Below are 22,713 nucleotides of genomic sequence, written 5' to 3' on the forward strand. Positions count from 1 at the left end.
ATTTAAGTTCCCGTGACAACAACGGGTATATCCCTATTTTACATGAATGGAGGCAAACTGCGAAATGGATGACAAACCTTACATAGTTGTGTGAGAAGTACTAAGATAGTTAACACTTCTTTCATGTTCACTCACAAACATTTTTAAATGAAGATCGGCACAATAAGTAGAATGAAACAACTGGAGGTTACAACTATGGAACGTATAACAGTACTTTCGGACGGAAGCCGCGGTATTGCTTATGAGCATATTATCGAATTGTTTAACGAGTGGATGGAGGAAGAGCAGGAAGAATGCATTCGAGGCGAGGAACAGAACCAGAAGATGAGTTCAAGGTCTACTTGGGGCCGATCGCGTTATTGCATTGTCGATTACATGGATGCAAGCCAGGCCGTCTCGGCATCCAATGCCATTCGTGCCTTTTTGCCACAGCTGCCACTGCTGGTTATTACCGACTTCCAATCGTTGATTCGCAGACAGCATGTGCAGCAGATTACAGGCAATGGTCTCATTAAGATGATCCTGTGGAATCAGCGCGAACCGCATCAGCTTTATTTAGACATTCAGAAATGGCTGTACTCCACACTGCAGGATCAAGAAGAAGCCATGCCCTCTACCATGTCGATACAGAAATACACACGGAGAGGGCATAGCCACTAGTTAAGGAATATTGAATTACGTCACATACTTATAACCTGTTCCCCAAACGGTCTTGATATAGCGTGGATTTTTGGGGTCGGGTTCGATTTTCTTACGCAAGCTGGAGATATGTACATCAATGGTACGGTCCAGGTAGGCTCGTTCCGATCCTTTAATTCGGTCCATAAGCTCATTACGGGTAAATACTTTACCCGGATATTTGTACAATTCTTTCATGATCTCAAATTCAATATGAGTGACTTCGATTTCTACTCCGTTGACGAACAGTGTCCGTCTATATTCATTCACACTTACATGTCCCGTATTTTCTGATGGTTTATCCTCTTTTGCTGGTTTATCAGGATAAGAAATGGCGGATCTGCGCAGCAGTGCCTTGATCCTTGCGTCCAGCTCCTTTAGACTAAAAGGCTTACAAAGAAAATCATCAGCGCCGTTATGTAATGCTCGGAGCCGGTCATTCAGCATTGTGCTTGCTGAAATCATGAGAATCGGTACAGTGGAATGCTGGCGAAACGCATCTACCAGATCATTTCCATCCATTTCGGGCAGCATCAGATCAGTCACAACAATATCCGGCCCGAACTGCGGGAAAAGTTGAAGTGCCTCACGGGCGTGATGAACCCGTTCTGTTATGTATCCTTCCTCCTCAAGAAAGAAAGCAATCATGTCAGCCAGATTTTTCTCATCTTCTATAAGAAGTACTTTGATAGACATAGAGGTCACACTCCTGATGAAAAGAATTTGTTAAGAAATTACTAAAAAAAAGCTGAGTTTAGTGTAGAAATACCACAAATTTTTTAATGTTTATATTCCAATATATAGGATGTATATGTGGGGGAGTACAAACTTGAGAAGAGCTTCAGTATTTTACCATAGCTGTGGCTATTTTGCCGACAAATCAAATTTTTCCAACAGAAAAACCTTTTAATATATACAGTATAATGTATCAGGGGGATTTGAGGAAAGAAAAGTAGATAGAACGGCTCTCGTTTATAGGAGGTACCAACGTTGTTGTTGAATACGGATATAGTACTAGGCCCAGAGGATGGTAGTCCATGTTTCGAATAATGGCCGCCAAAATGCTGGTATGGATTGTAGAGAAATTGCGAATCGCTTGGATAGGAACTGTAATTCTCATTGTGCTTGGAGCCATGGGCAGCATATACCCCCTTACGTTGTTTTATGGCGTCCAGTTAATGTTCGGCAGTGCTGCTGTCCTTGTTGCCCTACGCTTGCATGGCGGAATGTATGGTCTTATCACCTTTGCTGCAATTAGTGGAATACATCTGCTTTATAATGGGCCAACTTCACATTGTCTCTACATGGTCTTCGGTCATTTTATTGAGTTGATCTGGATGCTGGGCTGGCAGATGCGTTGGAAGAACGGAAGCGTTATGAAGGCCAATGCCGTGTTTTGGGTCGTGATGTTATTACCTGTCTTGGGGTATGGGCATTATATCCTGAACATGAATCTGGATGAAGTAAAGTATGCATACATGCATATTGCCGTAGTCAGTATGGTTAACGCGCTAATCGCCGGAATCATAATAGACTTCTGGATCACCAACGGCGAGCATCACTCGAAAAGGACAGGCACCATCCCGCTTAGCCGAATTGCTTTTAAATATGTGGTCGTGTTTGTTGTGGTGGTCTCCCTATTTCTTTTATCAGCGGATAGCCGCAGACAGTTAAGTCAAATTCATGAAACGATTATATTAAATATGAAACACGCAGCGAATGCAGTGACTCAGGATCTGGATGAACGATTTTTGACAGTACAAAATATGCAGCAGGGCATGGAGCGTTATCATCATCTATTGGATGTAAACGTCATTATTCTGGATAAGAATGATCGCGTGATTGCTTCCGGACTGGATACCGTAATCATTGGCGATTATTTAAATACAAGCAATTATCGTTATCTGAAAGAGGGGGAGTCCTCCATTATCTTCCGTTCAGGAGACGCTTATTACAGCGATGCGCTCACCTACTGGAAGCATGCTTCATTTATCTATAAAGCAGATGTGGAGTCAGATACTTCGTACCGTGTGTATGTGGAGACAAGTTCAGCCAATTATTATTCACGGATTGAAAGGATCTATCTGACTACCCTTCAGAGTTTGTTTCTCATTTTTGTAACGTCGATGGTTGTGGCTGCTCCATTAAGCCGAAAGGTGGTGAGTCCTCTGATCAGGCTTACTCGGATGACTGGTATACTCCCGAGATTATTATTTCGTAAAGGCAAAATGGATTGGCCAACAAGCCATGTCACCGAAGTTCAAATTTTGATTGGCAATCTGCGCAAAATGGCAGATGTTCTGCTTGAACAATTCGAACAGATCCGCCAGGACAAATTAACACTGGAGGACAGGGTTCGTGCACGGACCAAGGAACTGAAGAATAGTGAGGAAATCAAACGGGCCATCATCGATTCATCCATTGACGCCATTATTGCTGTGGATTCTAATGGATTGATCATTGAGTTCAATCCCGAAGCCGAAAGAATGTTTGGGCTAAAACGGGAACAGGTTGTTCACGAGACCAATGCTCCGTCTCTTTTTCAAGGGGCGAGTTGTATGGAAATCAAGAAGATGCTGGAGAGATATGAATATATCCGAGGCAAGCGGCATGTCAATGTCGAGGAGATTTCAGGCATTCGCAGGGATGGGTCGGTTTTCCCGATCGAATACAAAATTGTGGAGATTCAGCTCGGCAACAATGAGAAGCTGTATAACTTGTTTATTAAAGATATTACCGATAAAACACGAGCAGAGGAGGAACGTGTGCGTCATGCACTCGCGCTCGAGAAACTGAATGCAGAATTGTTTCATGAGAAAATTGCAATTCAGGAACAGCGCGATATCAGTGAACACTTTATTGAATCTGTTCGGGAAGGGCTGGTCATGTCCGATCGCTCTGGCATGATTACCATCGTTAACCGAAGGGTCGAGGAAATGTTCGGCCTTGGTAACTTCCTGGGCAGATCCATCGAAGAATTTGCTCAAGCCATGGATAAGGTTGTCCTGACGGATGACTTCAATCTGGTGGATCAAACGAAGGCTTTTTTGCACGGGGAACGTGCTTTTGTGGAGACCGAATTCAGTTTTAATAACAAGGAAAAAAGCGTATTTTCCCTCTATATTAAACAAGTGGATGTGCCTGGCAAAAACCATGGGTTCCTGCTTGTGTTCCGCGACCGTACGGAAGAAGAACGCCTGAATCGAATGAAAAACGAGTTGATCAGCGTGGTATCCCATGAGCTGAGGACTCCAGTAGCAACCATTATGGGTTATGTAGAATTAATGATGATGTATGATTTACCTGCTTCACAGCGACAGGAGTTTATGGAAACGATCTCGTCGGAGGGCAGCCGGCTTAGCAGCCTGCTTGAGGATGTATTGGACATCCAGCGTCTGGACAACGACGGCATGACTTATCATATGACCTATGTACCGCTGCTGGAATTAGTGGAAGGTGTTGCCGAGCAATGGAATATCAAATCCATCCAGCGTATCTATGTGCATGCCTTTAACGGCGATTTTTTTGCTTATGCAGACCAAAATCGGATGACCCAAGTGCTTCATAATTTGATTGGCAATGCAGTGAAATACTCGCCAGGAACCGAACGGATTGACATTACCATGTGGGAAGAAAATGAGTGGATATGCATTGACGTACGCGACTACGGAATCGGCATTCCGGAGAATGTGCAGGACCAGCTGTTTACGAAGTTTTACCGTGTGGATAACTCAGACCACCGGCAAATCGGTGGAACCGGACTCGGACTGTATATCTCACGCAAAATTGTCGAGGATCATCATGGAACGATTACGTTTATATCCGCAATTGGCAAAGGAAGTACCTTCAAAGTACGTTTGCCCAAGCAAGAGGATCTCCTCTAGGCAGGGGAGTTGTTCAGAGATGCCATGTTGCTGACTGCCTGGATACAATCACTAAGTCTTTATTTTTCAGTGAACCATGTACTGAAGGATAAAGGCTTTTTTTGTTTTTCAAATTTTCAGGATAAAAAACCATGAACTTTTGCAAACTGTCTATAGCGCCATAATTTGCATCGGATCAAAAGGAGGATGGCAGGTATATGTTTCGCAAACAGGAGAAAACGCTCATTATTGTCTGCCTGGTCGCAGCAGTGGTCGTACTGTATGCCGTTGTGAAAAGTATCATGCGTATCATGAGTTATTGAGCTATTAGGACAAGCAGATACATGAAGCTGTACATCATGATAAAGAGGAGTGTCACCCATGTCATCGCTGGACCCTGTTCTGCTCAGCCGGATTCTGACCGGTCTGACCCTGGCTGTACATATTATATTTGCCTCCATCGGCGTAGGCGTCCCGCTAATGATTGCGCTGGCCGAATGGCGGGGGCTGCGAACTAACGATATCCATTACACCTTGCTTGCGCGCAGATGGGCACGGGGATTTGTCATCACCGTGGCTGTAGGTGTCGTCACCGGAACATCCATCGGTCTGCAGCTTAGCCTGCTGTGGCCGATGTTTATGCGGGTCGCGGGTCAGGCGATTGCCCTGCCGCTGTTTATGGAGACGTTCGCCTTTTTCGTGGAAGCGATCTTTCTGGGAATTTACCTGTATACCTGGAATCGGTTCAAGAAGAAATACACACACATGCTGCTGCTCATTCCGGTAGCACTGGGATCATCCGCTTCGGCAATATTCATTACAACCGTGAATTCCTTCATGAACCAGCCTCAAGGGTTTACCTTGATTAACGGCATCATGAAGGACATTCATCCGATTGCAGCCATGTTGAACCCTGCTACGCCAACCAAGGTTTCTCACGTGCTGGGATCCTCTTATACGCTCAGTGCCGGTGTTCTTGCAGGTATCGCTGCGTTCAGTCTGCTGCGTGGCCGTGACCATGTCTATTACAAAAAGGCACTTAAACTCACCACGGTATGTGCCCTAGTGTTTGCGGTTAGTACAGTCATGCTCGGCGATTCCTCGGGCAAGTTTCTGGCCAAATACCAGCCGGAGAAGCTGGCTGCGGCAGAATGGCACTTCAAGACCATGAAGGAGGCCCCGCTCGTCTATGGCGGAATACTCGACGAGAATAATGAGGTGAAATATGCGATTGAAATTCCGTATGCGCTCAGTATTCTCGCGGGAAATCGTCTGGACACGGAAGTGAAGGGACTGGAAGAGTATCCTGCTGATCTGAGGCCGCCGTTGTCCATTCATTACATGTTTGACCTGAAAGTAACGACAGGCGTGATCATCCTGCTGATTCCTGTTCTGTATGTATTCCGCCGCTGGCTTCCGGGACGAAAGCCGTATCCGAAATGGCTCCTGCTCGGTATTGTTTTCCTCGGTCCGCTAGCCATGGTTGCGATTGAGCTGGGCTGGATGTTTGCCGAAGTCGGCAGGCAGCCATGGATTCTGCGGGGGTACATGAAAGTGTCTGAGGCGGCTACTACCTCGACCTCTGTAGGGTGGATGCTCGTTCTGTTCATCCTGTTATATCTGATCCTTTGTTTTTCTTGCATTCGGGTACTCAGCAAGCTGTTCCGCAATAAGGAAGCTGAGAAAGAGCTGGATTCGCTCGGACTTGAGGGAGGGATTGTCCATTGAGCTTTGAAATTGCGGGCATTGCGATATTATGGACATTTTTGTTTGGTTACCTGATCGTAGCTTCCATTGATTTTGGAGCAGGATTTTTCAGTTTTTATAGCTTGCTTACAGGGCATGAGAACAAAATCCATAACATAATTCAGCGCTACCTGTCACCGGTGTGGGAAGTGACGAATGTGTTTCTGATCTTTTTCGTGGTTGGATTGGTAGGGTTCTATCCGGATAGTGCCTTTTATTATGGAACAGCTCTTCTGGTCCCCGGGTCCCTGGCCATTGTGCTGCTAGCTATTCGAGGGGTCTACTATGCGTACAATACCTATGGGAATCATGGTAAAAACAGTCGCATCTACATGGCTTTATATGGTGCGACGGGATTGTTGATCCCGGCTGTCTTTTCCACCATTTTGGCTATTTCAGAGGGCGGAATTATTGAGCAGGTTGGTGAGCAGGTGTTTTTCCGCTGGGGTGAATTCCTGACGAATCCATATACCTGGTCGGTTGTACTGCTTGCGCTCGTCAGTGTGCTTTATATTTCTGCGATGTTTCTGTCCTATTATGCCAAGAGAGCTGAAGATGAGACGGCATTCGAAGTGCTGAGGGAATACGCACTGCTGTGGAGCTTACCCACGATTTTTGCCAGCTTCCTGGCGTTCCTGCAGATTAACAAACAGAATCCCGTGCACTTTGAACAAATGGTCAATATTTCGTGGATGTTTATCGCATCGTTTATTTGTTTTGTTATTGCGGTCTCGCTTGTATGGAAGCGAAAGTACCTCGGGTGGTGCTTCATCGCCGTGATGCTTCAATTCGCCTTCGCCTGGTATGGATACGGCAGGTCGCATCTGCCTTATATCCTGTATCCGTACATTAACATCTATGACAGCTTTACCAACCGGACGATGGGGATTGCGCTCATCACGGCATTCAGTCTCGGTTTGCTGGTGCTAATACCGTCGCTAATCCTCATCATGAAGCTGTTCCTGTTTGATGCGAATTACGTCCGTGGCCAATCGGGTAAAAAGAAAGGATGAACCTCATGAATCTGGAAGGGGCAACAGGCATTCCGGGCATAACGGGTTTGAGCTTCTTTGAGGAATTCACGATCATGTATGCGCCGCCGCTCATTATTGTTGCTGCGATTGCATTTCTGTTCGTGTATCTGGCAGTATGCAAAAACCCGAAAGATTAATCCGCCTCGCTTTTTTCAAAAAGGCTTAGGTTGGGTTAAGATATTAGGAAGGGAGGAGGGCCCTTTCATGCCGAAAATCCGTTATAACAACATTGATAATGTAAGTACAGACAAAACGTTGAAGGAATTCAAGCAATGGAGGGAGCAGCGGCGGAGCAAGGTGAAGGATTATTCGTATACCGTGCCCAAACACCCGCCTGAGCTGGATTACCTGCATGCCAACCGGGATGAGACAACCATCACCTGGATCGGTCACTCCACTTTTTTTATTCAATATTATGGACTGAACATCATGACTGACCCCGTGTGGGCTGAAAAAATGGGATTTCAACGGAGGCTGGGTCCCCCCGGTATTCCGATTCAAGATATTCCACCGCTGGATGTCATCCTGATCTCCCATTCTCACTATGATCATTTGCATCTCGCTTCATTGCGGAAGCTCGTTACCGCCAAAACCTTGCTGATTGTACCGGACGGGCTTAAACGAAAAATGGTGCGCAAGGGCTTCCATCGTTGCCATGAGATGAAGTGGTGGGAGCATATCGTGCTCGGCGGCGTCAAAATCAACTTTGTCCCGGCACAGCACTGGACCCGCCGGACGTTATTTGATACGAATACATCCCATTGGGGCGGCTACGTACTGGAGCAGCATCATGGGCTGACGACGTCGTCCGAGGAGCGTGCGGCTGCAAGTGAACAGAACGAGTCGTCCTCCGATTCAAGAACGCAGACATCGCAGCAATCAGAGGGACCGCCTGTTTTGTATTTTGTTGGAGATACAGGATATTTTCAGGGCTTCAAAACGATCGGAGAACGCTTTGACATCGGTGTTACGTTAATGCCGATTGGTGCCTATGAACCCGAATGGTTTATGACGTCCCAGCACGTCACGCCGGAAGAAGCGCTGCAAGGATTCGTGGAGTCCGGCTCACAGCTTATGGTTCCTATGCATTATGGCACTTTTAAACTCGCGGATGATACGCCTAAGGAAGCACTGGATCGGCTGGAAGTCGAACGTGAACGACTCGGAATCGACAAAGAACGAATCCGGGTGCTGGGACACGGTGAGACCCTGCGTATTCGTCATGAGGATCATAGAAAGAGCTAACAAAAGCGGGCTAAATATGCTAAGGTAGGGGTATATCCGCAGCAATTGCACAATTACCAAAACTTTAACGAGTAAAAAGCGGCTAATTTTCGAATTTGCCGTTTTTTTGTGTTATAATATGGTGCCAGAATAGGCTACGGGATATTGAATCCATGATTGCTATGAATGCAGTAGCAGATTATTAAAATAAAGGATGGTATGCTTAATGATTAGTACAAGCGGCATCACGCTCCGCTACGGAAAACGTGCACTTTTTGAAGATGTGAATATCAAGTTCACGCCAGGCAACTGTTATGGCCTGATCGGCGCCAACGGAGCCGGCAAATCAACATTCCTGAAAATTTTGTCCGGTGAAATTGAAGCAAACTCGGGAGAGGTGCACATCACCCCGGGCGAACGTATGGCCGTTTTGAAGCAAAACCACTTTGAATATGATGAGTACCCGGTTCTCGAAACCGTAATTATGGGCCACAGCCGTCTCTACTCCATCATGAAAGAGAAGGATGCACTGTATGCCAAGGCGGACTTTACAGAAGAAGATGGTCTGCGTGCCGGTGAGCTTGAAGGTGAATTCGCCGAGCTGAATGGCTGGGATGCTGAGCCGGATGCAGCGGCACTCCTGATCGGTCTGGGTATCGATCGTGATATGCATGAGAAGAAGATGACAGAGCTGAGCGGTAACGAGAAGGTTCGGGTCCTGCTGGCACAGGCATTGTTTGGTACTCCAAACAATCTGCTGCTCGATGAGCCTACCAACCACTTGGATCTTGAATCCATTCAATGGCTCGAGAACTTCCTGATGGATTATGAAGGTACCGTTATTGTTGTATCCCATGACCGTCACTTCTTGAACAAGGTATGTACGCACATTGCGGATATCGATTTCGGTAAAATCCAGCTGTACGTAGGTAACTATGACTTCTGGTACGAATCCAGCCAACTGGCGCTCGCGTTGCAGCGTGATGCGAACAAGAAAAAAGAAGAGAAGATCAAAGAGCTGCAAGCCTTTATTCAACGCTTCTCCGCGAATGCATCCAAGTCGAAGCAAGCGACTTCGCGTAAGAAACAGCTCGACAAAATCACGCTGGACGATCTTCGTCCATCAAACCGTAAATATCCGTTCATCAACTTCAAACCTGAGCGTGAAGCAGGCAAGCAATTGTTGACTGTCGATCGTGTAAGCAAATCGGTTGAAGGCGAGAACATGCTGAATGATATCAGCTTCGTGGTAAACAAAGGGGATAAAATTGCTTTTGTTGGCCCTAACGGAAATGCCAAATCTCTTCTGTTTGACGTGCTGATGGGGGAAGTAGAGGCTGAAGGCGGTGAATATACTTGGGGTGTAACGACAACTCAGGCATATTTCCCGAAAGACAACTCCAAATACTTTGACGGCGTGGAGATGACTCTGGTGGATTGGTTGCGCCAGTATTCCAAAGATCAGGATGAAACGTATTTGCGTGGGTTCCTGGGTCGTATGCTGTTCTCCGGAGAAGAAGCGCTCAAAAAAGCGAGTGTGCTGTCCGGGGGAGAGAAAGTTCGCTGTATGCTGGCGAAGATGATGCAAACGGGCGCGAACGTACTCATTCTGGATGAGCCAACGAACCACTTGGATCTCGAATCCATCACGGCACTGAATAACGGTCTGATCGATTTTGACGGCACGATGCTGTTCACGTCCCATGACCATCAGTTCATCCAAACCATTGCGAACCGGATTATCGAAATTACGCCAAATGGCATTATTGATCGCCAAATGAGCTATGATGAATATCTGGAAAGTGAAGAAATTAAAGAAATGCGCAAAAAAATGTACCCGGTTGAAGCTTAATTTAAAATAAAATGTTGGGGTTTAGAACCCCAATGTAATAAAAAAAGAACCGTAAGCCCTGTTGAAAGGAGCTTGCGGTTCTTTTTCTTGTATAAGCAAATCCGAGATTTCTCTAGGATCCACCTGTACGGCGGCGCTGATTGTTAGGCTTCTTATTGTTTTGGCTCTTCATCGCTTTTGGTCCGCCCTCAAAGTAGGCACTGGATTGGTTACCAGAGTTCGCCTGTTGTTTCTTCTGCGCCAGTTTCTGGCGTATGGCATCCTGCAAACTGATTTTTTTCGGTTCAGTGTTTTCGCTCATCATTGTTTCCCTCCCGGTCTTACAGTAAGCCGTCCGAATTGGACGGGATGTACCTATTTTATACGTTTTGCAAAAGCCCCACAAGGGCAACCTGATAATAAGCGGGGATCCTTCACTTTTTGACTAGGCCAACACTTTTTCTCTACGCCTACAGCCATGCGGTTTGGCAACTTTGTTTCGGCTTCCCTACAGCCATGCAACTTGGCAACACTGTTTCTATAGACCCACAAGGGTGGCATTTGGTACCATGTAAAAACCGTAATACGAAACGTAAAAGGAGTGTCGCCCGGTTTGAACGCTTATGAAGAAATACGCAAAGGGGAGCGGGGGGCTTGGGTCAGCATCGCAGCTTATCTGATCTTGTCCGCCTTTAAACTAATCTGTGGATATTTATTCGCTTCCAGCGCATTGCTGGCAGATGGTTTTAATAACCTTACGGATATTGTTGCTTCGGTTGCCGTATTGATTGGACTTCGGATTTCCCAGAAACCGCCTGACTCAGACCATGCTTATGGGCATTTCAGAGCAGAGACCGTTGCTGCTTTAATTGCATCCTTTATTATGGCTATGGTTGGACTTCAGGTTTTGGTTGAAGCAGTACGTTCATGGTATGAAGGGGACTTTGCAGCACCTAACTTATGGTCTGCTGCCGTTGCTGTAATCTGTGCGGTGGTTATGCTGGGCGTATACCGATATAATCATCGCTTGGCACTGCAGATTAACAATCAGGCACTTATGGCCGCTGCCAAGGATAATCGATCAGATGCCTGGGTGAGTATCGGAGCGGCAGTCGGCATTGTGGGGGCCCAATTTGGTTTACCGTGGTTGGACAAGGTAGCTGCAATTGCTGTAGGACTTCTGATTTGCAAAACCGCTTGGGAAATTTTCCGGGATTCCACGCATCGCTTAACGGATGGATTCGATCAAGATCAGTTAACGGATCTTAGGTCATCTGTAGCGCGGGTTCCTGGAGTAGAGATGATTAAGGACGTCAAGGCACGTGTACATGGGAGTCATGTGCTTGTGGATGTAGTCATTGAAGTGGATGGCGGGCTTAGCTTAATTGAAGGTCATCGGATCTGTGATCAAGTGGAGGAACGGCTGAAGCGTTCACACAATATTATGCATGTTCACGTGCATGTTGAGCCGAGAATGGAAGACTTAGCAGAACACACATGAATGATCTGAACTAAATATTTTGGTTAAAAAAAGAGGACAGCCGCTATGAGCGCTGTCCTCTTTACTTATGTTCAGAACGATTATACGATACTATTTAATGGCAACGTGGATCCACGCTTTGCCTTTCCAAGTGTATACTTGAACCCATTCGCCACCATCGAAACCGTCTACAACTTCACCCGTTGTATCGATTACTTGGGCACTCAGTGCACCGATTGGTTTACCGTTAGGTGCATCGTAGAACCAAGTGCGCTCCAGAAGGTTAAGCAGCATGGTAGGTACAAGAACCTCATCACCTGGTTTTACAACAGGCTCGTCAAAGATTTTGTCATCTGTTGATGTAGTTGGATTATTTCCATTTGTACTATACGTTGCGCCAGTAACAGTTTCTGCTGTACCTTCAACGGTTTCTACAACCGGTTTGTTTACTTCAACAGCAGGTGTTGTTTCCACAGGTGTTGTTGCTTGGGTTCCTGTCTCCGGAGTTACTGTTCCAGTAACCGCTTCCTCAGCGCCGGCAGCAGCAGCCATTGAGCCCATCAAAGTCAAAGCAGCGGCAAAACTCACGATTTTTTTCATTGTTTTTTCCTCCTCAGATTGGGTATGTAATTTGTTGTTCTGTGTTAAAAGTAACCAAGCGACCTCACTTGTGAATCAACATTTTAACAATATTTTCTTTTATTCTCCAGAGTCAACTGGAGCAATTGTGGGTATATGGGAAGCTTGTAAATATCAGACCACAGTGGGAGAAAACCGGGCTGGCTATGTAAAAAAAGTCCTGTTTGTGGATAAAAATCCGGTTTAAAGAGAGTGCGGATGGAATAGGGAAGAAAGGAGTGTAATACATAATAATTAGATGGGGGGACCTTATGTCCTGGGACAATCGATCCAAAAAGGACAGACACATAACAAAAGCCTAACGGCTTTTGCAAGCACGCTAGGCTTCTGTATGTAATCTGATGAAGAGATTATCCAAAGCAACCTGATTCATCGCATTCGGCTGCGTCCGGTAATCAGGGAGATTACGAACAATACAACAAAGATGAAGAAAAGGACTTTGGCAATGGAAGCAGCTGCCTCAACAATACCGAAAAAGCCGAAAATCCCTGCTACAAGAGCAATAACTAGAAATAGTACAGACCATTTCAACATGAGTATTCATCCTTTCGTTTGGGAATATGGGGTCAGCGATGTTTGTTCCGCTGCCGTGTGTAGTTGTTCTTTAACCTGGGGCTTTTGTAATGAAACATCCATTAATTTCCCAAAAAAAGGGAATGGTAAAGTCCGCTCTAATTTTGTTTCGCGCCTGAAATGGTCGGGTAACTATAGCAATAACAAAACGATGTATATGAGAAAGCGAGGTTCTTCTATGATCTATCAAATTAGTGTTGCTTTAATTGCGGTAGCTTTTGCAGTATTGGTTTTCTTTTTGATTCGTACATTAAAATCGGCTCAGGGCTCACTGGACAACGTGTCCAAGACACTTCAGGAAGTTCAGAAAACGATTGATGAACTGAGTTATGAAGTGAAGCAGACGGTAAGGCATGCCAATGATATCACGGCTGATGTGCAGCACAAGATGAAACAAATTGATCCGGTAATGGAATCGGTACAAAATTTGGGAGAGGTTTTGAATGAGGTGACCGAGGCGGCCAAACAGGTATCCACGACGATGATCGCCAAATTTCAAACCAAACGCAACAATCAAGAGCCTCAAAACAAACGTGCAGAGGTAGCCAAAGTACAGACAACGCCTGCAACACCTACGGATCGGACCCTTCAAAGTTATCAGGCTACATATAATGATACGGCAAAGGGCGGGAAAAATTGGGTGAAGTACATCGATCTGGCGGCTAATGTGTGGCAACGTATGCGTAAATAACATGACCGCTGTGTAATCCTGAATGTCTTTCAGAGCGGTGATGAACTGAACTTGATGAAAGGGTGAGAATCATGATGAAACTACTGCTTGTTATGTTTAGCGTAATTTCTCCCTTTTCCGTTCAACCGGCAGCGGTACCTGCTGCTCAAGATATGCAATGGACGGTAGTGGAAGAAGAAGTGCCAGAGGTTATTCTGGCTGCTGATCGATCCGGACCGGTTCAGCATTTTCAGACTCTGAATGGCATTTCCCTGGATGACAGCAAAGGTCATATTATATCTGAGAAGGGTCAGCCCCTTCACAAAAAGGCGGATCCATATCTGGGTTGTCCCGAATATGAGTTTGCTGATGCCAAGGTTGGACTCTGTGAGGATACCGGAGAGATCCAGTATATCCACATTGATGGAACCGAGGACCGGTTGAAACTCAACCAGCAGTGGATTGACATGAATGTCGAATCCATTCGCCAGGTTTTGGGTGAGCCGTATGTGGTAGCTGAAGATGGAGAAGTGTATCTGCGGGGTGATCAAGCCATTAAGGTTTATATCAAGCCCGGCACCGAGCAGATTGACGGAGTCGATCTGTTTGAAGATCATCTCCAGTAGAGGAGAAATGGTTTCTTATTAAAGAAGCGTTTCAAACCAATAGGGCAAGGTTATATATTATAAGTAGCTCGAAAAGAAGATTATCAGAGGAGAGTGGAGACGATGAATTCAACCAATGCGCAAGCTTATGCAAAAGTGGTGGAAAACGGAGTTCAAGCGGTAGAAGCAGTGAAAGAGCTGCAGAATACCGGTTACCTTGCTGATCACATCTTCGTTCTGGCCCACGAGAAGGATCGTACGGATCGAATTGCCGATACAGCGGATGCCAAGGAAATAGGTATCAAGGAAGAAGGCGTATTTGACTCCATGGCAAATTTGTTCCGATCACGTGGTGATGAACTCCGGGCCAAAATAGTATCCATGGGCTTTACAGAAGCTGAGGCAGACTTTTACGAGAGTGAACTCGATAAAGGCAAAGTACTTGTTATTGCCAAGAAAAAGGATTAAATGTGGTTCAAATGGTAACTGAAGCATCCTGAACAGGACGAGCTTTAGATTCAAAAACATAGATAAGGAATGGGGATATCCCCATTCCTTATCTATGTTTTTGCGAGTTTGGAAGCGGGATCAGAACGCGGCAAAAACAGGGCAGCAAGCAGGTGTTTTTTCCTGTGGTGGTGCCATTTACTGATAGAAGTTTTTTGCTTTTACGATTATAGTTATAGTAGGAAATATTATGTCTACCGCTGTATTGATCGCGAAAAATGTATATTTTGGGTTGTTACACGACTTGATAAAAATCGACAAACCCGGAACGGAACGCCACAGATAAGGGAGATAGAAATGAAAATACTTATTGTTGACGACAATCCGACGAATGTCATTATTATTCGAGAAATTCTGAAAAAAGAGAACTATCGTGACATTTTAACGGCGAGTTCAGCCATGGAAATGTTTGAAGTATTGGGAATCGGGGAGGAAAACAACGAACTTCGTCCCAGACCGTCGGATATTGACCTGATTTTGCTAGATATGATGATGCCTGAAATGGATGGAATCGAAGCTTGCAGTATTGTGCAGAAATTCGAAAATCTTAAGGACATCCCTATTATTATGGTTACAGCAATCGGCGACTCCAAGAAACTTGCTGAAGCATTGGATGCAGGAGCATCGGATTATGTAACCAAACCGATTAACAAGGTGGAGTTGATGGCCCGAATTCGGCTTGCTCTCCGTTTGAAACAGGAGAAGGACTGGCATAAGGAACGAGATCAGCGCATTCAGGATGAGCTTAAGCTGGCTGCCATGGTGCAGAATGCAGTGTTAAGCCCGGCGATTGAGGATCCGTTGTTCCATGTGAATGCCATCTATAAACCTTCTTTTGAACTTGCGGGAGATCTATACTCCTGGTACCCGCTTGGTGAAGGACGATATGGTGTATTGCTGCTGGATATGATGGGGCATGGTATTTCATCTTCTTTGTTTACCATGTTTATCGCTTCAGTATTGAAGGATACGGTTACGACCTACGTAGACCCCGAGAAGGTGATTCAGGAGCTGAATCGTCGCTTTAATCAGCTGCATCTGGAAAAGCAGTTGGTACAGTACTATTTTACAGCTATATATCTGGTTGTAGATACCCGAATGAAGCGCATTGACTATGTCAACGCGGGGCATCCGCCGGCATTGTTTTTCCAGGAAGATGGAAGTGTAACGACTTTTGATGCCGTATGCTGTCCGGTAGGTTTGTTCGATAAGATGGATATTGAACCACAGACCATCCACTACGAGGGTGAGGGACATATTGCGCTTTATACCGATGGACTGCTTGAGGCCGTTCAAGGGGATCAGGAGGAACAACTGGAATTCCTGAAAGAACAGCTGAAGGGCTCACATCAATGGAATGAAGCTCATATGCAGGCTGTGTTCTTTGATGACGAGATTCCCCAAGAGCGAGATGATGATAAATGCCTGGTGTGGATTACGTTAAATAAAGGGGCGGAAACGGAATGAAGATCAGAAATAAGCTGCTGATTGGTTTTACCGCTCTCATGGCCATATTGATTGTACTTACATTTGTAAGCTATGAACGGCTGAATAGCAGCAATCAACAGGTTGATCAGATGTACCAGGAGCGGTACTTAAAGGTTAGATATACTTCGTCTGTACGCGGAGAGGTTAATGATATAGCGAAAGTACTGGCTAACTTGTTGCTTAATCCAAATAACTCAACGAATGCTGCCGAAAATGAGCTCAAGGAAATGCAGGAACGGGGAGAAGGTTACCTCAAGGAAGTTCGTGAACGGGCGGACAGTGCAGGCGAGCATCAGCTGGTCGACCGTGTAAATGCTGCCTGGGATTCATATAATTCATATGCGACTAGACAGATCAGCTTGATGGCCCAGGGACGTGCGGAAGATGGGAACAACTACCGCAATTCAACGGGCCTTGCCGTGCAGAAGGAAGCTGTAGATAGTCTAAACGCGCTCTCCCGTTTTCAGGATCAGGAGATTGATACCGAAATCAGGCAGTCGAACGAGGAGTATAACCGTGCCGTTCAGATTACCGTAGGCATTATGGTTGGTGGCTTGCTGCTTGCACTTGGTGTGATTTTATGGGTACTCCCAAGTATTACACGAGGGCTGAATACAGTCTCGATGATGATTACAAGTTTCGGCAAAGGCCGATATCGTACCATCAGACGCATTCAGGTCAAGTCTACAGACGAAATTGGGCAGATTGCCAATGTATTCAAAGAGGTATCAGCCGATCTGGAAGAAAAACAGGAAGTCGAGAAGGCCTACATGCAGGCACAGCAGGATCAGAACTGGATGAGCTCCAACATAGCCAGAGTGCCTGAATTGCTGCGCGGTATCGGTTCCATTCGCCAGATTTCGCAAATGTTTATCAGCGAGTTTACTCCGGTACTCGGAGCACAGCTCGGCGTGGCATACTTGATTGATGAAGAGAAACACCCCGATGAATTGAGACGATATGGGGCATACGCCTTTGAAGAGAATGAGGCCATTGGCAAGGAAGTATACCGGGTCGGTGAAGGGTTAATTGGCCAGGTGGCTCTTGATATGAAACCGATTATTCTTGAAAATACACCTGAAGATTATGTGCATATTGGTTCGGCTTCAGGTTCTACTCGTGCGACCAGCATCATGATTTATCCTGTCGTTTTTGAAGATGAACTCATTGGTGTTGTCGAATTGGCTTCTTTTGAAGGTTTTAATGATCTGCATAAACAGTTATTCTCTCAGCTCATTATGAATCTGGGGGTCATTCTTAATAACGTGCGCCGCCGTCTGCGTGTGGAGGAGCTGCTGCGTGAATCCCAGGCCCTTACAGAGGAACTTCAGGTACAGTCCGAGGAACTGCAGACACAGCAGGAAGAACTGCGTCGTTCCAATGAAAACCTGGAAGAACAGACAGATGCCCTCAAACGTTCCGAAGAACTGCTGCAGCGTCAGCAGGAAGAGCTGGAGCACTTTAATACCGAATTGATTGCCAAGACGCGTGCGCTCGAAGAGCAGGTTCGTGAAGTCGAAGAGAAAAATGACGAAATTGAGAAAACGAAAACGCAGTTGGAACAGCAAGCCATGCAGCTGTCCATGACAAGCAAATACAAGTCCGAATTCCTGGCCAATATGTCGCATGAACTTCGGACACCGCTGAACAGTCTGCTGATCCTGTCTCAATTGTTGTCTGAAAACAAGGAAGGCAATCTGAGCAGCAAACAGCAGGAATACGCTCAAACGATCTATATGTCCGGTGCGGATCTGCTTAAAATGATTGATGAAATTTTGGACCTGTCCAAGGTAGACGCAGGAAAAATGGATATCAATTATGAGACAGTCCGAATGGATGAGTTGACCGCTTTTGTGAAGCAAAACTTTGGCCCCATGGCCAATAAAAAAGAATTGGATCTGAATATTGAATTTGAAAGTAATTTACCGGAATGGGTGTACACCGACGGCCATCGTGTGAAGCAAATTTTACGCAACTTGCTATCGAATGCCTTCAAATTTACCAACCGGGGATCCGTTAGCATTATTGGACGGAAGATGAAACCGGAAGAACTTCCGGGGTATCTGAACACTAATCAGGAATATGTCGGATTTACCGTGAAGGATACAGGAATTGGAATACCTTCAGACAAAACAGATTTGATCTTTGAAGCCTTCCAGCAAGTCGATGGAACTACCAGTCGCAAATACGGCGGAACCGGACTGGGCCTATCCATCAGCCGTGAACTTGCTCGTCTGCTTGGCGGAGCGATTCAGGTCGAGTCCTCTGAAGGTGTGGGCAGTTCGTTTACGTTATACCTTCCAGACAATCATGAAGAAGCAGCTCCGGGAGAGGAAGGTGCTTCCCTGGCGGCCGCATCTGCCGAGTATGATTCGCCTGTAAGCCGATCCGGGACAATACGTTCAAGCAGGCAAACGGTCATTGCACCAGAACCTGACAGTATTTCCCTAATGAATATGCCAGCAAACGACACGGCTGTATCCGTTCAGATGGATGATGATCAGGACAATCTGGCGGATGGTGACAAAATTCTGCTCATTATTGAGGATGACGTGAACTTTGCGCACATTTTGATGGATATGGCGAGAGGAAGAGGATTTAAGGCAATTGTGGCAACTCAAGGAGACAAAGGGCTCGAAATGGCCCGACAATATTTGCCGGATGCAATTATTCTCGACATTCAGCTTCCGGTCATGGATGGTTGGGCGATTCTGGGCGAACTGAAGAGCAGCTCGGCAACACGCCATATACCGGTTCATGTTATTTCCGTGATTGATGATATGAAGCAAGGATTGATGATGGGGGCCATTGCCTACCTGAAAAAACCATCCAGTAAGGATTCGCTGGATAAAGCCTTCTCGCATATCGAATCCTATACAGAGAACCAGTTGAAACGTTTGCTAATTGTGGAAGATGACGAAGTACAGCGCAAAGCAATCATTGAACTCATCGGGCATGATGATGTTGCCATAACGGCTGTGTCTACAGGCAGCGAGGCTTTAACCGAACTCCATAGTCAGCGGTACGATTGCATGGTGCTGGATCTGATGTTGACGGACATGACCGGATTCGAATTGCTTGACCAGATCAGGGATGATGAATATCTGAATGATCTGCCGATTATCATTTACACAGGCAAAGAGCTGGATAGCAAGGAAGAAATGAAGCTGCGCAAATATGCGGAGTCCATCATTATCAAAGACGTGAAATCACCTGAACGTCTGCTGGATGAGACAACCTTGTTCCTTCACCGGGTAGAGGCCAATCTGCCGGAAGACAAGCGCAGAATTCTGCAGAAGCTGCATAACAAGGAAACCTTGTTTGAAGGTAAGAAAATACTGCTCGTGGATGATGATATTCGAAATGTATTTGCCCTTTCGAGTGTGCTTGAAGGCTACCGAATGGATGTTACGTTTGCTGAGAACGGGCGCGAAGCTCTTGAGATTTTGGATAAGAACCCGGATATTGATCTGGTGTTAATGGATATGATGATGCCGGAAATGGATGGATACGAGGCAATGACACGTATTCGGCAGATTCCGAGATTTGAGAAATTACCAATTATTGCACTGACAGCCAAAGCCATGAAAGATGATCGGGGCAAGTGTATTGAAGCTGGTGCATCCGATTATGTGAAGAAACCGATTCAAACAGATCAACTGTTATCATTAATGCGCGTGTGGCTGTATTCGTAACCCAATAGTTTGGGTAATGAACAACAATACAACGATTACGCAAGTAACAAATGAAGAAGTGGAGAGAATCTATGACACCGTGGGAACCTACCGAGGCTGATGAACAATCGGTCCGCATGCCGCAAGATGAAGAACGCGAATTGATTGAGATTGAGTTGTTATTGGAAGGTATGCACCGTCTATACGGATATGACTTTAGAAATTACGCATTGCCATCTTTGAAACGAAGAATCTGGCACTACGCACATTCGGAAGGTCTTAAAACGATATCCGGGCTTCAGGAAAAGGTTCTGCATGAGCGTTCAGCATTCGAACGATTTGTACAGAATCTGTCCATTCCGGTGACCGAAATGTTTCGTGATCCTGCGCTCTTCCGGACATTCCGTGAAAAGATCATACCTGTGTTAAGGACATATCCTTATATTCGAATTTGGCACGCAGGCTGCTCCACGGGTGAAGAGGTGTATTCCATGGCAATTATGCTGCATGAGGAAGGTTTGTATGACAAGGCACGGATCTATGCCACCGATATGAATGACCGCTCACTGCAGCAGGCCAAGGAAGGCGTATACGGTATTGAAAAAATGAAATTATACACTACAAACTATTTGGAGGCAGGGGGTACCAGAGCCTTCTCTGAATATTATACAGCGAAGTATAACTCTGTTATGTTTCATCCTTATCTGCGAAAAAACATTATTTTTGCAGAGCATAATCTGGCAACAGACCGGTCATTTAACGAATTTAACGTTATCTTTTGCCGCAACGTCATGATTTATTTCAATGATGAATTAAGGAATCATGTGCATGGACTATTTCATGAGAGCTTGAGCCATTTTGGCATTCTTGTTCTGGGATCCAAGGAATCGATCCATTTCACAGAATTCAGCGATGCTTACGAGCCGTTAGACCGGACGGAAAAAATATACCGGAAGATCAAATAGGGGGTTAGGGTTAGCCATGGGGCTCAATGAACCAATCCACATATTATTGGTAGATGACCGCCCCGAGAATCTGCTTGCTCTAGAAGCAGTTTTGGAATCGGAACAGTATAAACTCGTCAAGGCAACTTCTGGAGAAGAGGCACTTCGATGCTTGCTTAAAGACGAATTTGCGGTCATTGTGCTTGATGTGCAGATGCCTGGAATGGACGGAATTGAGACAGCGAAGTTAATTAAAGCGCGTGATAAATCAAAGGATGTACCCATTATCTTTATCTCTGCCAACAGCAGGGAAGCAGAACATTTATTTGCCGGATATTCGGCAGGTGCCATCGATTACATGGTGAAGCCGTTTATCCCCCAGATTCTCAAATCCAAAATCGAGGGTTTTGTCGAGATGTTCATCACGAACAAGCGGCTGAAAACCCAAACCATGCTGCTTCATCAGAAAACACAGGAACTCGAGAAAATGAATCAGCAGCTGATTCAGGCAAAAGAGGAAGCGGAAATCGCAGCCAATGCCAAAACCGAATTTTTGGCGATGATGAGTCATGAGATCCGTACACCGATGAACGGTGTTATCGGGATGGTCGATCTGCTGATGGAGACGGAACTGAAGGATGAACAGAAGGAATATATCGATATCGTGCGAAAGAGCGCGGATGCACTTGTCACGGTTATTAACGATATTCTTGATTTCACGAAGATGGAATCCGGGAAAATGGAGCTGGAAGAGCATCCATTTGAACTCGTTACATGTATTAAAGAAGTATTGGGTTTGTTTGCTGTGGAAGCCGGTAAAAAGAATCTGGAGCTGGACTATTTCCTCGAGGATTCCGTCCCTGCCTTGGTGTACGGCGATATGGCTAGACTGCGTCAGGTCCTGATGAATCTGATTGCCAATGCCATCAAGTTTACGGACCAGGGTGGAGTCTACCTGATCGTATCTGTTAACGAAGAAAAAGACGGTAGAATGACCTTGGAATTTGCAGTAAAGGATACAGGTATAGGCATTTCATCAGACAAGGTGGATCGCCTGTTCCAGCCATTTTCTCAGTTGGATACATCGATGACACGCAAGTACGGTGGAACAGGCTTGGGACTTGCCATTTGCCGGACGTTAGTGGAAATGATGGGTGGCAGCATTCATCTGGATACGAGCGAGAAGCGCGGGGCTACCTTTGTTTTCACCATACAGGTTCAGCGCTATGTAGAGACTGAACTTATCATGGGGAATGGGGAAGAACAACCGGAGAATATGGAACGTTATGAAATGCAGCCTTCCGTATTGATTGTCGATGATCACCCCATTAACCAAAAGTTGATGGCGATTATGCTGAGCAAGCTGGGCTTCACTTCGGATACCGCAGAAGATGGACAGAAGGCGCTGGATATGGTTCTAGAGAACCCTGGCTATGATTATATATTTATGGATTTGCAAATGCCGGTTATGGACGGATTGGAATGTACACGTAAAATTCGGGAAAGTCTGCCGAAGGAAAAGCAGCCTGTTGTACTGGCCATGACCGCCAATGTAATGGAGGGCATTCAGCAGCGCTGCCTTGCTGTCGGAATGGATGATTACATCAGCAAACCCGTTAAGATGGGCAGTGTGAAGCAAAAATTGTCACGATTTCAGGAAGAACGCAAGAGCTTCAAATCAGCCTCGTCAGCCATGAATCGAGCAAATTGAAATAATTGCTAATTCTGTTTTTGTTTCATCTGGGCTCAAGTTGGGT

At 45.8% G+C, this 22,713-nt stretch carries 19 protein-coding genes; 15 read left to right on the forward strand and 4 right to left on the reverse strand.

All coding sequences use genetic code 11. The annotated features are described in order from the left end of the window. Positions 1-195: 195 nt before the first annotated feature. A complete protein-coding gene (locus CHI14_RS25535) occupies positions 196-660 on the forward strand; it encodes a hypothetical protein (protein ID WP_095292417.1) in 465 nt (154 codons plus the stop codon). Positions 661-675: 15 nt separating this feature from the next. Here the strand turns inward: CHI14_RS25535 and CHI14_RS25540 are convergent, their stop codons facing one another. Then, on the reverse strand, positions 676-1,374 hold the full coding sequence (locus CHI14_RS25540) for a response regulator transcription factor (protein ID WP_095292419.1): 699 nt from the start codon (positions 1,372-1,374) through the stop codon (positions 676-678). A gap of 341 nt (positions 1,375-1,715) precedes the next feature. Between CHI14_RS25540 and CHI14_RS25545 the strand changes: the two genes are divergently transcribed. The 6 genes from CHI14_RS25545 to CHI14_RS25565 all read left to right on the forward strand — a co-directional run bounded on the left by CHI14_RS25545 (position 1,716) and on the right by CHI14_RS25565 (position 10,397). Then, on the forward strand, positions 1,716-4,562 hold the full coding sequence (locus tag CHI14_RS25545; RefSeq protein ID WP_095292421.1) for an ATP-binding protein: 2,847 nt from the start codon (positions 1,716-1,718) through the stop codon (positions 4,560-4,562). 360 nt (positions 4,563-4,922) lie between these two features. Then, positions 4,923-6,269, forward strand: coding sequence for a cytochrome ubiquinol oxidase subunit I (locus CHI14_RS25550; RefSeq protein WP_095292422.1), 1,347 nt, complete (start codon positions 4,923-4,925; stop codon positions 6,267-6,269). Next, positions 6,266-7,300 (forward strand): cytochrome d ubiquinol oxidase subunit II, encoded by a 1,035-nt coding sequence (locus CHI14_RS25555; RefSeq protein ID WP_095292423.1) that lies wholly within the window; start codon positions 6,266-6,268, stop codon positions 7,298-7,300. Before CHI14_RS25550 ends, CHI14_RS25555 begins: the two co-directional genes overlap by 4 nt. 5 nt (positions 7,301-7,305) lie before the next feature. Further along, positions 7,306-7,458 carry a cytochrome bd oxidase small subunit CydS family protein gene (cydS, locus tag CHI14_RS30220; RefSeq protein WP_170948273.1) on the forward strand — a complete coding sequence of 51 codons (153 nt, stop codon included), beginning with the start codon at positions 7,306-7,308 and terminating at the stop codon, positions 7,456-7,458. 67 nt (positions 7,459-7,525) lie between these two features. Continuing rightward, positions 7,526-8,566 (forward strand): MBL fold metallo-hydrolase, encoded by a 1,041-nt coding sequence (locus tag CHI14_RS25560; protein ID WP_095292425.1) that lies wholly within the window; start codon positions 7,526-7,528, stop codon positions 8,564-8,566. A gap of 205 nt (positions 8,567-8,771) precedes the next feature. Next, positions 8,772-10,397 carry an ABC-F family ATP-binding cassette domain-containing protein gene (locus CHI14_RS25565; RefSeq protein ID WP_095292427.1) on the forward strand — a complete coding sequence of 542 codons (1,626 nt, stop codon included), beginning with the start codon at positions 8,772-8,774 and terminating at the stop codon, positions 10,395-10,397. Positions 10,398-10,509: 112 nt separating this feature from the next. On the opposite strand, the gene CHI14_RS25570 is transcribed toward CHI14_RS25565, so the two are convergent. After that, entirely contained in the window at positions 10,510-10,698 is a 189-nt protein-coding gene (locus CHI14_RS25570; RefSeq protein ID WP_095292429.1) for a hypothetical protein, read from the reverse strand. A 291-nt stretch (positions 10,699-10,989) separates the two neighbouring features. Between CHI14_RS25570 and CHI14_RS25575 the strand changes: the two genes are divergently transcribed. Continuing rightward, positions 10,990-11,877, forward strand: a complete 888-nt coding sequence (locus CHI14_RS25575) for a cation diffusion facilitator family transporter (RefSeq protein WP_095292431.1) — start codon at positions 10,990-10,992, stop codon at positions 11,875-11,877. 90 nt (positions 11,878-11,967) lie between these two features. Here CHI14_RS25575 and CHI14_RS25580 read toward each other — a convergent pair whose 3' ends face one another. Together CHI14_RS25580 and CHI14_RS25585 are read right to left on the reverse strand one after the other, a co-directional pair. Next, positions 11,968-12,456 carry a hypothetical protein gene (locus CHI14_RS25580; RefSeq protein WP_095292433.1) on the reverse strand — a complete coding sequence of 163 codons (489 nt, stop codon included), beginning with the start codon at positions 12,454-12,456 and terminating at the stop codon, positions 11,968-11,970. Positions 12,457-12,864: 408 nt separating this feature from the next. After that, positions 12,865-13,029, reverse strand: a complete 165-nt coding sequence (locus CHI14_RS25585) for a DUF1328 domain-containing protein (protein WP_082704249.1) — start codon at positions 13,027-13,029, stop codon at positions 12,865-12,867. A 217-nt stretch (positions 13,030-13,246) separates the two neighbouring features. On the opposite strand from CHI14_RS25585, the gene CHI14_RS25590 reads away from it, so the two are divergent. The 7 genes from CHI14_RS25590 to CHI14_RS25620 all read left to right on the forward strand — a co-directional run bounded on the left by CHI14_RS25590 (position 13,247) and on the right by CHI14_RS25620 (position 22,667). After that, positions 13,247-13,759 carry a DUF948 domain-containing protein gene (locus CHI14_RS25590; RefSeq protein WP_095292436.1) on the forward strand — a complete coding sequence of 171 codons (513 nt, stop codon included), beginning with the start codon at positions 13,247-13,249 and terminating at the stop codon, positions 13,757-13,759. A gap of 92 nt (positions 13,760-13,851) precedes the next feature. Further along, the gene (locus CHI14_RS25595) at positions 13,852-14,364 is read left to right on the forward strand and encodes a hypothetical protein (protein ID WP_141236733.1); all 513 of its coding nucleotides are present in this window, start codon (positions 13,852-13,854) and stop codon (positions 14,362-14,364) included. A 102-nt stretch (positions 14,365-14,466) separates the two neighbouring features. Further along, the gene (locus tag CHI14_RS25600) at positions 14,467-14,811 is read left to right on the forward strand and encodes a YflT domain-containing protein (RefSeq protein WP_095292442.1); all 345 of its coding nucleotides are present in this window, start codon (positions 14,467-14,469) and stop codon (positions 14,809-14,811) included. A gap of 336 nt (positions 14,812-15,147) precedes the next feature. After that, positions 15,148-16,317, forward strand: a complete 1,170-nt coding sequence (locus tag CHI14_RS25605) for a PP2C family protein-serine/threonine phosphatase (protein ID WP_095292444.1) — start codon at positions 15,148-15,150, stop codon at positions 16,315-16,317. Then, positions 16,314-20,033 (forward strand): response regulator, encoded by a 3,720-nt coding sequence (locus tag CHI14_RS25610; RefSeq protein WP_095292447.1) that lies wholly within the window; start codon positions 16,314-16,316, stop codon positions 20,031-20,033. The genes CHI14_RS25605 and CHI14_RS25610 overlap by 4 nt, the downstream gene beginning before the upstream one ends. A gap of 71 nt (positions 20,034-20,104) precedes the next feature. Further along, entirely contained in the window at positions 20,105-20,977 is an 873-nt protein-coding gene (locus CHI14_RS25615) for a CheR family methyltransferase (RefSeq protein WP_095292450.1), read from the forward strand. A 16-nt stretch (positions 20,978-20,993) separates the two neighbouring features. After that, on the forward strand, positions 20,994-22,667 hold the full coding sequence (locus tag CHI14_RS25620; RefSeq protein ID WP_095292453.1) for a response regulator: 1,674 nt from the start codon (positions 20,994-20,996) through the stop codon (positions 22,665-22,667). Positions 22,668-22,713: the final 46 nt, after the last annotated feature.

This window comes from Paenibacillus sp. 7516 (assembly GCF_002272715.1).
Classification (GTDB): domain Bacteria; phylum Bacillota; class Bacilli; order Paenibacillales; family Paenibacillaceae; genus Paenibacillus; species Paenibacillus illinoisensis_A.